At 62.3% G+C, this 13,626-nt stretch carries 11 protein-coding genes; 2 read left to right on the forward strand and 9 right to left on the reverse strand.

The annotated features are described in order from the left end of the window. Positions 1-50: 50 nt before the first annotated feature. The 8 genes from ddaH to I6E56_RS05650 form a co-directional block, all read right to left on the reverse strand. The gene (ddaH, locus tag I6E56_RS15245; protein WP_304611010.1) at positions 51-1,253 is read right to left on the reverse strand and encodes a dimethylargininase; all 1,203 of its coding nucleotides are present in this window, start codon (positions 1,251-1,253) and stop codon (positions 51-53) included. 84 nt (positions 1,254-1,337) lie between these two features. Then, the gene (purH, locus tag I6E56_RS05620; RefSeq protein WP_197136620.1) at positions 1,338-2,939 is read right to left on the reverse strand and encodes a bifunctional phosphoribosylaminoimidazolecarboxamide formyltransferase/IMP cyclohydrolase; all 1,602 of its coding nucleotides are present in this window, start codon (positions 2,937-2,939) and stop codon (positions 1,338-1,340) included. Positions 2,940-2,944: 5 nt separating this feature from the next. Further along, positions 2,945-3,529 (reverse strand): phosphoribosylglycinamide formyltransferase, encoded by a 585-nt coding sequence (gene purN / locus I6E56_RS05625; protein WP_197123235.1) that lies wholly within the window; start codon positions 3,527-3,529, stop codon positions 2,945-2,947. A gap of 9 nt (positions 3,530-3,538) precedes the next feature. After that, a complete protein-coding gene (locus I6E56_RS05630) occupies positions 3,539-4,753 on the reverse strand; it encodes a DUF6350 family protein (protein ID WP_197136621.1) in 1,215 nt (404 codons plus the stop codon). Positions 4,754-4,899: 146 nt separating this feature from the next. Next, on the reverse strand, positions 4,900-5,679 hold the full coding sequence (gene dhaM / locus I6E56_RS05635; RefSeq protein ID WP_197136622.1) for a dihydroxyacetone kinase phosphoryl donor subunit DhaM: 780 nt from the start codon (positions 5,677-5,679) through the stop codon (positions 4,900-4,902). 2 nt (positions 5,680-5,681) lie between these two features. Next, the gene (gene dhaL, locus I6E56_RS05640) at positions 5,682-6,323 is read right to left on the reverse strand and encodes a dihydroxyacetone kinase subunit DhaL (protein WP_197136623.1); all 642 of its coding nucleotides are present in this window, start codon (positions 6,321-6,323) and stop codon (positions 5,682-5,684) included. Positions 6,324-6,328: 5 nt separating this feature from the next. Beyond that, positions 6,329-7,327: a dihydroxyacetone kinase subunit DhaK gene (gene dhaK / locus I6E56_RS05645; protein WP_197136624.1), complete on the reverse strand. Its 999-nt coding sequence runs from the start codon at positions 7,325-7,327 to the stop codon at positions 6,329-6,331. After that, positions 7,327-8,085: an MIP/aquaporin family protein gene (locus tag I6E56_RS05650; protein WP_197136625.1), complete on the reverse strand. Its 759-nt coding sequence runs from the start codon at positions 8,083-8,085 to the stop codon at positions 7,327-7,329. Before I6E56_RS05650 ends, dhaK begins: the two co-directional genes overlap by 1 nt. A 184-nt stretch (positions 8,086-8,269) precedes the next feature. On the opposite strand from I6E56_RS05650, the gene I6E56_RS05655 reads away from it, so the two are divergent. Next, entirely contained in the window at positions 8,270-9,043 is a 774-nt protein-coding gene (locus I6E56_RS05655) for an IclR family transcriptional regulator (protein WP_197136626.1), read from the forward strand. 115 nt (positions 9,044-9,158) lie between these two features. On the opposite strand, the gene I6E56_RS05660 is transcribed toward I6E56_RS05655, so the two are convergent. Continuing rightward, positions 9,159-12,758, reverse strand: coding sequence for a S8 family serine peptidase (locus I6E56_RS05660; protein ID WP_197136627.1), 3,600 nt, complete (start codon positions 12,756-12,758; stop codon positions 9,159-9,161). Between the two features lie 271 nt (positions 12,759-13,029). Between I6E56_RS05660 and I6E56_RS05665 the strand changes: the two genes are divergently transcribed. Beyond that, positions 13,030-13,623, forward strand: a complete 594-nt coding sequence (locus tag I6E56_RS05665) for an SRPBCC family protein (RefSeq protein WP_197136628.1) — start codon at positions 13,030-13,032, stop codon at positions 13,621-13,623. Positions 13,624-13,626 lie beyond the last annotated feature (3 nt).

The raw sequence follows: 13,626 nt of genomic DNA on the forward strand, positions 1-13,626 counted from the left end.
CCCGGCGCTTTCACAATCACTATCCACAAATTTTTTGACAGAGTCTCAACTCAGCGGATGCGAACGGAGAGGCACGTGACGCAGCCCTCCATCTTCTCAAACTCAGACACGTCAACGGTAACCACGCGGTAGCCCAAGTTCTCGATGAGCGCCGCAGTCTGGGGAGCCGACGACGACATGAGAACCGCGTCATCCGACAGCACAACAACAGCAGCACCCTCGGCCTCGGGAACGGCCAAGAAGCGGTCGTACAGGTCGACGTTGTCGACGAGGTCGGGGTACCCAATGATCGTGCCGTCAGGCAGGGCTGTGACGCCGCTCTTGAGGTGCAGCACCTTCTCAACGGGCACCGCGATCACGGTGTAGCCGAGCGGGGTGACGATCGCCCGCAACTGGCGGATGCCCTCTGCGTTCGTGCGGCCCCCGCGACCGACGTAGACCGTCGAACCAACCTTGAGAACGTCGCCGCCATCGAGAGTGCCGGGTTCGGTGATTTCGTGGAGTTCGAGACCAAGGTCGTCGACGCTCGTGCGCACGGCAACGATTTCAGCCTGGCGGCTTTCAGCGCCGGGGCTCGTGAGCACAGCAACCTCGCCGAACATCACGACGGTGTCTTCGATGAAAACAGAATCGGCAAGATCGTCGTCGGCAGCAACTTCGATTACCTCGAAGCCGTTGTCTTTGAGGGCCGCAACGTAGGACTCCCACTGCGAATCGGCAAGGTCGGCATCCACAGGAACACGGTCCAAGTGCGTGAGTTCTCCCTCAGCCATGCGCGAGGAAGGGGCGCGCACGAGAGCGGTGAGCGTGGAAGTCGACTGCGGGGCACGAGCAACCACGGCTGCCCAGACGCGACGACCGACCGTGAGCGCCGTAATGATCGTGGCAACGACAAAGACAAGGTTCGTGCCGAGCAGGCTGGCCAAGATGAAGGCCATGGCTTCGGCGTTCCATTCCGATCCCGAAGCAATAATGCCGAGCGCGGTACCGAAGAACGCGGAAGCGATACCGATCACGAGGGCCGACACGGCGGTCGTGTACCAGTAGCGGTGAATCTCGAGTGCCGCAGCAAGCGAGTAGAGCAAGAAGAGCACCAACGCCATCGGCAAGAAGTATTCGGCGATTGTCGGCAAGTTTTCTGCCGCAGCACCGTTCGACGTAAAGAACGTCAACCCGATCGCGAGATAGACGGTGCCGGCAACGGCAATTCCGGAAATAAAAGCTGCGGCCATACGCCGTTGTGCACTGATCATGCGCACCAACCTACCGGGAAGATTCTATGCGTTTGCCTTACGCCGGCTCCCCGTAGAGAGCCGGCGTACACCAGACAATATTTGTTAGTGGAAGAAGTGGCGCTCACCCGTGAAATACATGGTCACGCCGGCGTCGACCGCTGCCGCAATCACTTCTTCGTCACGGATCGAACCGCCAGGCTGAACCACTGCACGCACACCCGCATCGAGCAGCAACTGCAGTCCATCCGCGAACGGGAAGAACGCGTCACTGGCCGCAACCGAACCCTTGGCACGGTCACCGGCCCGCGAGATCGCCAACTGGCACGAATCAACACGGTTGACCTGCCCCATACCGACACCGACGGATGCTCCGCCGTTGGCCAGCAAAATAGCGTTCGACTTGACGGCGCGCACAGCTCGCCACGCAAACTCAAGGTCGGCGAGAGTCTCGGCATCGGCGGCGTCGCCGGCAGCGAGCGTCCACGCGGAGGCCGGTGAGAAGTGCTTGTCGAGCTCTTGCACGAGCATGCCGCCCGAGATCTGGCGCAGCTCGCGGCTATCGCGCGCGTAGCCCTCAGGCAGCTGCAGCAAACGCAGGTTCTTCTTGGCCTTCAAGATTTCGAGTGCTTCAGGCTCAAAGCCGGGAGCTACAACAACCTCGGTGAAGATTGGTGCGATTGACTCAGCGGCAGCTTTCGTGATGATTCCGTTGGCCGCGATCACTCCGCCGTAGGCCGAGATCGGGTCGCAGGCGTGCGCCAAAACGTGGGCCTCCGAGATGCTGGCCGCAGTGGCAATTCCGCACGGGTTAGCGTGCTTGATGACCGCGACAGCGGGAGTGTCGTGGTCGAAGGCGGCGCGCAGAGCTGCGTCGGCATCCACGTAGTTGTTGTACGACATCTCTTTGCCACCGAGCTGCGTTGCCTGCGCGATTCCGGGCTGAGCGGCCACACCGTAGAGAGCTGCCTGCTGGTGGGCGTTCTCGCCATAACGAAGTACGGCGAGCTGGTCGGCGGCAACCTCGAGGTGCACTGGCAGTGTGGGGGCGGATGCCGCGGCATCCGTCTCACCGAGAAGCGCACCGGTCAGGAACCACTGCGACACAGCGGTGTCATAGGCGGCGGTCTGAGCGAAAGCCTTGGAGGCGAGCGCGTAACGCTGAGCGAAGGTCGTGCCCTCCCCTGCTGCCGCGGCGATGATCTCGTCGTAGCTGTCTGGGCTCGTGACGATGGCGACGTTGGCGTGGTTCTTGGCGGAGGCGCGCACCATCGCGGGCCCTCCGATGTCGATCTGCTCGACGATGTCTGCGGGAGCAGCGCCCGAGGCAACCGTTTCCACGAAGGGGTAGAGGTTCACGACAACGAGGTCGAAGGCTTTGATGCCGAGCTCGGCGAGCTGAGCTTCGTGCGACTCAAGGCGCAGGTCAGCGAGGATACCGGCGTGCACGGACGGGTGCAGCGTCTTAACGCGACCATCGAGCGACTCGGGGAAACCCGTGACCGTCGATACCTCGGTGACGTCATAACCGGCTTCGGCGATCGTCTTTGCCGTGGAACCGGTCGAGACGAGCTCTACGCCCGCATCGGCAAGCGCACCCGCGAGGTCAAGGAGACGCGACTTGTCGCTCACCGAGATGAGGGCGCGGCGGATGGGAACGACATCGCGTTCGCGGAAATCGGCTGGGTTGTGGCTAGGGCCGCTCATGAGATTCAGAGTTCCTTTAGGTTGATGCGATTGGTGGCAATGTCTTCGATCGTCTGCACGAGCAAGCGCCGTTCAATCGGCTTGATGCGGGCGTGCAGGTGTTCTTCGGTGTCTCCCGGCTCGATTGCAACGCGCTCTTGCACGATGATCGGACCGCTATCGACACCGTTGTCGACCTTGATAACACTGGCACCCGTCTGGGTCGCCCCAGCGGCAAGCGCATCGCGAACCGCGTGGGCTCCCGGGAACTCCGGCAGGTAGGCCGGATGAGTGTTGATGATGTTGGGCGAAAGCGCCTCGACGACGCGCGGCGGCAGCAGCTTCATGAAGCCACTCAGCACGACGAGGTCGGCGTTCCAGAATTGGATCTGCTCGAGCAGTTCATCGCCCCACTCGTCGCGGTTCTTGAAGTTCGACATCGCGACAGAGAAGGTGGGGATGCCGTAATGCTCGGCATGGTCGAGCCCGTCAGCAACGCGGTCGGCGCCAACGGCGACGACACGGGCGGGAAAGTCGGCACTCTCGGCCGCTTCGAGCAGGGCGGCGAGGTTAGACCCGCCCCCGGAAATCAAGACAACGAGTGTGAGCACGCACCCAGCCTAGCGCTCAGTGAAGCCGTCGTCAGCGCGCTCCGGGCGTGCGGACGCCAGAAGACCGAGCCCTGCTGCGATCGAAAACTCGATGAACGCCCACAGGGCAACAATCCACGGCTCAGGGCCAACATCACCCAGCCGTCCAGGACCCGCCGCCCCGGCAGATGCCCACGTCAGCAACCCGATGATGGTCGCTGCGGTAAACCCGATACCGAGCGCGACGATCGCGAGTTCGCGGCGACGCAGTTCTCCAGCGATACGCGGCCCCAGCACAGCGGCGACGAGGAAGCCGACGATGACGGGAGCGAGGAGTCCGGCAAATCCGAAAGCGAAGTCTCCGCTCGGCAGTGCGCCAAAAACAGGGATAGCAGGAATGGGCCCGAGGGTGGTGGCCAACGGCGAGACAGTAGAGCCTGTTCCGATCGCAAAGCCAGGACCTACGAGCCACGCGGCCACCCACAACACGATATTCGGCAGCAGCGCGAGTTGGCCGATCGTCACGGCGACGCCACCCAGCACCTCGGTGTGGAGTCCTTCATAGAGCGTGATGATCTCGGCGAATGACGTCACAATCGCGAGCGTCGTCACGAGAGACGCGACCATGAGCAAGCCGGCAGCCGCGATGGCGCCGCCTCGCAAAGCCGTGCCGACGATCGTGCGAACATGGGCTGGCCATCCGGCAATCCAGCGACGGATGCCTCCCGACACAGGGTTGGTCGCAGACACAATCTGGCTGCCAATCAGCAGGCCAATCGCGAACACGACGGTCGGCAACAGCGTGCCCTGCCACAGCGAAGGGCGGGCAACCGGATGCAGTGCCGAGAATGTCAGCACAAGTGAGGCAGCGGCGAAGGTGGCGAGCGAAGCAAGAGTGCCCAGCAGCAGGTGGGGGGTCTCGGCTACCCGACGACCAGCCCGAACACCAAGCAGAAGAGTCACAAGCGCGAAGCCGAGCAGCGCCATGGTGATCGTGACCGGCGTGCTCGCGTCGGGCAAACCAACAGCGGTTGCCACCGTTGGATCAAGAACAACGGTGATGTCGACGCCGTGCCCCACAAGCCAAATATCGACAGCAGCTCGCCAAAATACTGTCCAGTCGATTGCCAATCCGTAGTGGATGCCCCACAACAGTGTCAGCGGCACCAACGGAATCGCGATGCCAATAGCGACAACGAGGAGCGCCTCAAGGGCGGCGAAGAGAAGAGTGAGCTGGCGATTCATGTCTCGGTGAGCGTACCCGCCCGCGCGTCAGCCGCCGTGACGGCCTACCGAAAATAGATCGATCTGTCAGCGTTATGGATGCCGCCGCCAGGCGGACCTGTGACGCTCAGGCTGGCGAAACTCAGGCGGGTGACGCCACGGGGTCGCTAGCTCGCGAGTTCCCCGAAGCCGTCGCCCGTCATCGTGACAAGAGTGTCGACGGCCTGCTGCGCTGAGCTACCGGTGGCCGTGAACTTGAGGATGTGATCTTTGGCCGCGCCAAGCGACATGATTCCGATCAGGCTGTTGCCCGACACCGGTCCCTTGCCCGCGGTCACGTCGGTGATCGTGAGCTTGGCATCCACTCCCGCGAGCGCCTGCACAATGAGCGATGCGGGGCGCGCGTGCAAGCCATCAGGGTTCACAAGCGGAACTTCGACGGTGACTTCTGTGGGGTCGACTGACTCAGCATCAGCGGCAGCCGCGGCAGGAGCTGCCGCCGCGTCAGCCGCGCCAGGAGCGTCAGCCGCGTCAGGGGCACCGCCCTGGTCAGCGAGCTGACTCTGCTTTGCGCCCATTGCTGCCCGCGCTTCGCGATCAACCTCGTCGAGTGAGGCGCCAGCATTGGCAAGCACAATTGCCGCGATGAGTCCTTCGACGAAGGGCGCATCGGTGAGCCGCACCTCGTCAGTTGTTGTCATGAACTCGGTGGCCATGGTGCTGCTGAGCACCGCTGAGCCGAGATCCATGAAGACGAGAACGCCCTCACCGCTGGCTACCTCGTCGATTGCCGCAGCAACCTTCACGGCATCCGTACCGATGATGCCGTCGCCAGCGCCCGCAGCGATCGCGATCGGCGGCGGGGTCTCCCCCACCATTTCAAGCGCGAGATCCACTGCGGCCTGCGCGAGGGCAGGGCTGTGGCTTACGACCACAATGCCAATCACGATCAGCTCGTAACGGTGTCGACGAGAGCCTGGAACAGCAGCGTGCTCGAGGTGGCACCCGGGTCGATGTGTCCGGCGCTACGCTCACCGAGGTAACTTGCGCGACCCTTGCGGGCAACGAGAGGTTCGGTCGCAAGACGGCCCTTGTCAGCAGCAGTGAGAGCCACGGATGCCGCGGCAGCAACATCTGCACCGTCAGCGACGGCAGCATCCCACGCGTCAAGCGCCGGCGCGATCGCGTCGAACATGGTTTTGTCGCCCGCTTCAGCCTTGCCGCGTGCCACAACGCCCTCAAGGCCGGCTCGCAGTGCAGCGCCGAGGGCGGCAGCGTCGAGCTCAGTCACGGGGCCAGCATTCACGCCCATGCGCAGGAAGAGAGTGCCATAGAGGGGGCCACTCGCGCCGCCGACGGAAGTCACCAAAGTCATACCTACAGACTTCAGCAGTGCGTCGGCGGCGGTCGCGGGTTCTGCACCAATCTTCTCGACCACTGCGTTCATGCCGCGGACCATGTTGGAGCCGTGGTCAGCGTCGCCAATGGCCGAATCGAGTTCGGTCAGGTAGCTCTGTTTCTCGGTCACGAGATCGCGGAACCGCGAAAGCCAGGCGATCAGTTGGTCGAGCGAGATGGTGCTTGTAGACATAGTTCTTAGACTCCCCAGCGGAGCCCGGCGGTGTTCACCGGGGCATCCCATAGTTTCAACATTTCTTCGTCAGCCTTGAGGATCGTGACCGAGCATCCGGCCATATCAAGGCTCGTGATGTAGTCACCGACGAGGTTGCGCACAACCTCAACTCCGGCAGCCTTGAGCAGCTTCGCGACCTCGTTGTACATGATGTACAGCTCGATCTGCGGGGTGCCGCCCATACCGTTCATCATCACAATGGCTGGTGATCCTGTGAAGTCCATGTCGGCCAAGATCGGGTCGACGAGTTGCTTGGCGATGGATGCCGCATCCGCGAGCTTCTCGCGGTGACGACCGGGTTCTCCGTGGATGCCGACGCCGATTTCCATCATGTCGTCTGGCAGGTCGAAGGTCGGCTTGCCAGCGGCGGGAACGGTACAGCTGGTGAGTGCCATACCCATGGAGCGGCCGGAATCGTTAACGCGGTGCGCCAGTGCGGTGACCGCGGCGAGGTCTTGTCCCTCTTCAGCTGCTGCGCCGACGATCTTTTCGAGCAATACGGTGAGGCCAACGCCGCGGCGTCCAGCTGTGAAGAGCGAGTCTTGAACAGCCACGTCGTCGTTGACGACGACCGAGGCAACCTTCACTCCGGTTTCAGCTTCGGCCATTTCGGCGGCCATCTCGAAGTTCATGACGTCGCCGGTGTAGTTCTTGACGATGTGAAGAACTCCAGCACCGGAGTCAGCGACCTTGGTTGCTTCCTGCATCTGGTCGGGGGTCGGCGAGGTAAAGACTTCGCCGGCACACGCTGCGTCGAGCATCCCGAAGCCAACGAAGCCGCCGTGAAGCGGTTCGTGGCCCGAGCCGCCACCAGAGATCAGCGCGACCTTGCCGGCGCGAGTGGGTTCTCCGCGGTAGATCACGCGGTTGACGTGGTCGACCGTGAGCTCTGGATGCGCGGCGTCGATTCCGGCGAGCGCGTCGGCGAGTACCGATTCGGGGGTGTTAATCAGTTTCTTCATTACTTAGCCTTCTCTTCCGTGAGTGCTTCAGTGAGGGTCTTGTTGTCGGCGTTGGTCTTGGAGATGAATCCGAAGGCGAGTGCTGCGAGCACACCAGCGAGCAGTTCAGCTACAAGGTAGACCCACAGCTGCTCCCACGCTACTTCGCCGCCCATGATCTGCTGAACGAGCATCGGACCAGTGGTGCGGGCGGGGTTGATGGATGCGCCGGTGATCGGGCCAACGGGAATGATGGCGGCGAAGACGACGAAACCAATGGCGAGTCCGGCGAAGCCGGGAGCTGCCTTGCGGTGGATGACTCCGAAGACGGTGAAGACGAGGAGGAACGTTCCGACGAACTCGGCGAAGAATGCCTGGCCGACAGGAATTGTGTCGGGGTTGTAGGCGGCGACGCCAAGACCGGCGTCGACAGCAGCCTGACCAAGAACACCGACGATCGCGAATGCACCGGCGGTTGCACCCAAGAGCTGAGCGATGAGGTAGCCGGGCACTTCGCGCCACGCGAACTTGCCAGCAACGGCGAGGCCGATCGTGACGGCTGGGTTGATGTGGTTACCGGAGATGTAGCCGAAGACATAGACCGTGACGACAACGATCAGACCGAACGCGAACGAGATGATTCCGAGACTCGCCATGGTGAATGGCTCATCGCCATTCAAGATGAACGTCGCGGGCACTGAGCCAACGCCGACGAAAACGAGGAAGGCGGTTCCTAGAAACTCCGCAGCTAGCTTCTGCCACTGCTTGTTCTCATCCATTAGTTCTCCTTTGAACTGGGTTGTGCGCGTGCGACCGGGTGTCGCGAACGTTCGTCAATATCGGAACGTTATTCGATAATGTCGAATATGCTACGTTCAGTTACATCTTGTCAAGCCCAACCGGTTCGAAAGTAGACCTGTGGTGCAGACATAATGAATACCGGCTAAATGACGGGGAACAGCGTTGATCCAATCCATTGATCGAGCAGCACAAGTGCTCTCGTCGCTCCAAGGCGCACGCCATCTCGGCATCACCGAGCTCGCCGGCTTACTCTCGCTTCCCCCATCCACGGTGCACGGAATCGTCAAGTCCCTTCAAGTGCACGGACTCGTCGCCAAAGAGCCCAACGGCAACCGCTACATGCTCGGCCCGGCCCTGCTGAAACTCTCCAACGTCTACCTCGACACCCTCGATGTTCGCGCTCGTGCCATGCGTTGGACGCAAGAACTTTCCCGACGCACCGGGCTCGCCGTTCGCCTCGGTTCCGAACTTTTCGACGAAGTCATCGTCATCCATCACAACAACCGGCCAGATGGCACAGAACAGATGCCCGAGACAGGCCTCTCCATTCCCGTGCACGCCTCCGCTATGGGCAAAATCCTGTTGACCTACAACGCGGATGCCGCCGACCAGCTTTTCGAGAAACCCCTGCGCAGTCTTACCGGTGACACCATCACCGATCCCTCGAAACTCATTCTGCAGTTTGCGCAGATTGCCGAGCGCGGCATCGCCACGGAGCAAGATGAAGCGGTGCTCGGCGAATCCTCGATTGCGGCCCCTATCGCCGACCGCAATGGCAACGTCATCGCCGCCGTGGCCGTCGTGCTGCACTCGACCGAATGGCCGCCCGAAGACAATGTGCTGAATGTGTTGCGCGAAACTGCCCGCAATATCTCGCGCGAGCTCGGCTACACCGCGTGGCCGCCGCCCGTTGTGCGCCGCCCACACGACGACTAACATCCAGCGCGCCAACGCGCCTCACACTGCGAGCGCGCCAACACGCAACAACGGCTGGCCGCCCGTGGGGAGGCAACCAGCCGTTGTTGAGTGTTAGCTACTGAGCAGGTGTCGTCTAGAAGACGATCCACACCCAGTCGTTGCGACTGCTTGAGCCGGTCACGTTGTCACCGGCCGGAGTGAACTCTGCCTTCACCTGGTGCAGGCCACGGTCAAGCTTCGGCAGCTTCACCGTCACCTTTCCGTTGTCGGCTTCGTCCAGCGTGATGGTGTCGACCTTCTTGCCGTCGACCGTCACCTTGACGGTTCCCGTCGCTGCGGCATCCTCACCGGTAGCGACTCGGATGCTCGCACTCACCGTGTTCCACGAGAAAGCGACGTGCTTGCTCACCGACAGGCTCACACTCGAGCTGTAGTTGATCGTCACAGCCTCGGAGGTGGCGCTTGCACTCGGCAGGTCCTTCTTGCTGGTGGTGACGACGACCGTGATGGCCTTGCCCTCATCAGCCTTCGTGACCGTGTACTTGCGCTTGTCGGCGCCGGCGATGTTCTCGCCGTTCGCCTGCCACTGGTAGCTGAACTTCAGCCCGTCAACATCCCACTCGCCGGGGTTGGCGGTGAGCTTGCTGCCCACGAGCGGCTTGCCCGAAATGGTCGGCAGAACGGTGTTCACGGGCGTGCCCGGCACAACATCTTCCTGCGTCACAACTTCAATCGCGGTTGTCGCTCCCGTGTCGCCATAGCTGACGAGCCCGAGGTAGTTCGTGAACGGGGCGAGGCCCTCCCACGATGCGGTGTAGCTCACGGCTTCACCCTGCACGCCGGGGAGCACTTCGGGGTTCAAACCGAGGGGCTCTCCCGCACCAGGAACGACGGCGAAGGTGCGCACATCGAACGCGGTAGACGGGTTCGCGGCGTACACCGAAGCGATGACGAGGTAGTCACCCGGTGTGGGATCAGCCAGGTTCACGCGCTCGTCAGCGGCTCCCGTGGCTGACTGCCACCCAGCGATCGGAGTGCCACTGCCATCGAGCAGGTACACGATCAGATCGAGGTCAGCGGTGTCGTCGATCGAGTCGAGATCGAAGCGCGCATACGTTGTGCCCTCGGGCACGGTTGCTGCGTACTCAAACTCGTCTCCGCTCACACCAGAACCCGAGTGCTCGGTTTCTGTGCCAGTGGGGTCTTCGTAGAAGACTCCAGCGGTGAGGCCGGTCGAGGTCAGCGGGATGTCGCCGTTTCCACCGGGCGTGACAGTCACGTCGACGGCGCCGTAGGTTCCGGTTCCGCTGGCCGTATCCGGCGCCAGGATGGTGACGGGGCGCACGGCGATGGGGCTGTGCACGACGGTGTCGCCACTGGTCCACGTGAGAGCACCGGTGGTGAACTGGTCGAGCGGAGCATCCGTTCGGCTAATCGTCACTTCGTAGCTCTGTGTCTCGCCTGCAGCGCCAAAGGTCAGCGTTGAGGGCGACACCGTGGCGTCGATTCCAGGAACCGAGATGGATGCCTCGAACGTGCCCGCCTGAGTGGAGGTCACGGTGCGAGTGATCGTCTCGGCTGCCGTCAGCGAACCAATACCGATGGATGCCAGGTTGAGATTGCTGGGATCGATTGCTTCGACCGCGGGGTCGAGCACGTCGTAGCCAGCACCCTCAATGTAGGACAGCCAGTCGCCGATGCCGTTCAGGTAGAGCAGGCCAGGCTCGAAGAACTTGGTCGGATCGATGTGGCCTGCACCCTGCGTGAAGGGGTCGGTGACGGGGTTTCCGTCGCCATCCACGGTGTCGTAGGCGGTTGTCATGAATGCCGACTTGATTTCGGCGGGAGTCGCGTTGGGGCGTTCGCCGAGGTAGAGCGCGGCGAGACCGGCAACGTGCGGTGACGACATCGAGGTGCCCGAGAGAAGCGCGAACGTCGGCTCGGCTCCTTCAGCGTTGGCGCTAGCGGCGAGGATTCCCACACCGGGTGCCGAAATGTCGGGCTTGATGATGTCGCTGCCGTCAGCTTCAACGGGACCACGCGAGGAGAAGCCAGCGACCTGAGGTGTCGGCGGCTGGTACGCGGTTTCGTTGCCGGGCGTGAAGGTCGCGGTCGCACCTTCGGTCGCTGCATACGCAAGGACAGCATCGCGGTACTGAGCATCCAAGTGGATGGTCGGAATCACGTGGGTGTCGAGGTCGGTCGAGCTTGGCGTTACGTTCACGAGAACCGCACCGATACCGCCAGCGCGAGCTACCTCGGCCGACTTGTCGACGCGAGCGATGACGCCGCGATCACAGATCACGATCTTGCCGTCAACGAGAGCCGGGTCGAGAGTGTCAGCGAGGCACAGGTCGGGGTCAACGGCGCCCTCAAGTGCGACATCCGCCGCGTAGACGAGCTCACCCGTCAGCGGTTCTGCAGCAGGGTCGAGGTCAACAGTGATCGATGCGCCGGCGAACTCTTGGCCGTCACCGAGAGTGACGGTGGCTTCGTAGTTCGGAATGGTGCTGGCGGCAACCGTGGTGATCCACGGTGCAGCGTTGTCGAGAGTTGACGCATCCGGGCCGGAGTTTCCTGCCGAGGCTGCGACGAAAACGCCGGCAGCAGCTGCACCCAGGAAGGCCTGGTCGGTCGGCGAAACGGTGCTGGAAGCAGCGCCCCCACCGATCGAGTAGTTGATCACGTCGACACCGTCAGCGACGGCCTGATCGATCGCGGCGAGAAGGTCAGTGGATGCACAACCATCGTCCGTCGTATCGACGGGGTCTGGTCCACTCCAGCACACCTTGTAGGCAGCGATCTTGGCTGCGGGGGCCACACCGGAGAAGTAGCCGAGGGCATTTCCGCCGACGTTGGCGTCAATTTCGTAGTTTCCGGCTGCCGTGCTCGCGGTGTGCGATCCGTGGCCGTCACCGTCACGGGGCGAGACGTACTCGCCGACGCTCGCGTCACCAAGGTTGCCGGCGCCGAAGCCATCGACAAAGTAACGGGCGCTGATGACCTTGGTCGAGCAGTCGTCAGCGGTGAACTGGTCACCTTCGGTGCAGACACCCGTGAAGGTTTGACCGTCTGACTTCTCGAAGACGATGGAGTCACCGTCCACGTAGGGCGCGGCTCCCGGGGTGCTGCCAAGAGCGTCACCCGCAAAGGCCGGGTTTTCGGGGGCAAAGCCGGTGTCGAGCACGCCGACCACGATTCCTTCACCCGCGGTTTCAGCACCGCCAATGGATGCCCAGAGTCCGTCTTCGCCTTCGAGGCCAAGGAACTCTGTTGACCGCTGCGCTGCCGTGATGTGCTTCAGCTCGTCGGGAACGATCGAGGCAACAAGTTTGTTTGCCGAGAGTTCAACCGCTTGAGCCGCGGTCAGATCTGCCGCGAAACCGTTGGTCGCGAGAGTGTACGAATAGTCAATATCAGCACCGACGGATGCCGCGACATCGTCTTGCTTCTCTTCCAAATATTCGGTGTAGTCCTGCACCACTTGGCGGCGAGTGTCGAGTTGCTCGCCTTCGGGTGGGGTTGTTGCGTCAAAACCGCGCACACCACCGTCGTAGGTTGCTGCAGCCTGGTCCACCATCGTGACGATGTAACGCCCGGGGGTGAATTCAGTTTGGCCGCCGCCACCAATGGATGCTGGTGCAGCTGTGGCGCCGAGTACGGCGCCCGTAACCAGGGAAGTGGCGACAAGAGTTGTCGCCGCCACTACCGATATGACTCTTCGAATGCTCACGAATGTTCCTATTCTGTGCTGAATCGGACTTGCTGGATTGAATTGCTTTTCAACTAGCGGTCGGGCGCACGCCAAGGTAACTATATGCACGGTCTACCCCTTAACAGGGGGTGATCTTAGGGTCATTGTTACCCGAACGTGATATATCGTCCGTTCTTTGAGGAACGCCGAAGGTGGCCCCGATTTTCTGCCACAGCTCGACCGCGGCGAGCGCGCAGAACGCGCACTTCGTTCGAACGAAAAGCGCTCCGCTCACCCCATACTGGGAAGCATGAAGGGTTCACCGATCTACGTCGAGATCGACATCAGCGCCGATCTCGATACTGTGTGGCACCTCACGCAAGACACCATTTCTCACACACGGTGGGACCTGCGCTTCAGCCGCATCACTCCCGCAGAAGCACTCGATGGCGACGGTTACCGTTTTCAATACGAGCGTCGGATGCCCTTCCATACGATTGTGGGAACGGGCACCACTCGAGGCGAGTTGGCCCGGCCCGACGGCACCCGCACTTCAGCTCTAAGATTCACCACGAGCGATCCGCTCTCGCCTCTGGGCGACGGCCGCGGTTACTGGCGCTACGTGCCCATCCCTGGCGGTACCCGCTTCATCACCGGCTATGACTACGAACCAGCCTGGGGCAACCTTCTCGATCGCATCCTCATCCGCCCCGTGGTGGGATGGCTCACCGCCTGGAGCTTCGACAGCCTGCGCTTGTGGGCCGAAAGTGACATCGAACCGCACTCACCGCTGGCCTTCTGGAAATCCGGCCGACCGCGCGCTGGCCGCTGTCGGCGCACCCCGCGTCGCGGGCGGGCGATGGATGACGCTCCCGCCACCCTGTCCGCCCTGGAGGCACCGTGACCT

This window comes from Salinibacterium sp. NK8237, assembly GCF_015864955.1.
Taxonomy (GTDB): domain Bacteria; phylum Actinomycetota; class Actinomycetes; order Actinomycetales; family Microbacteriaceae; genus Rhodoglobus.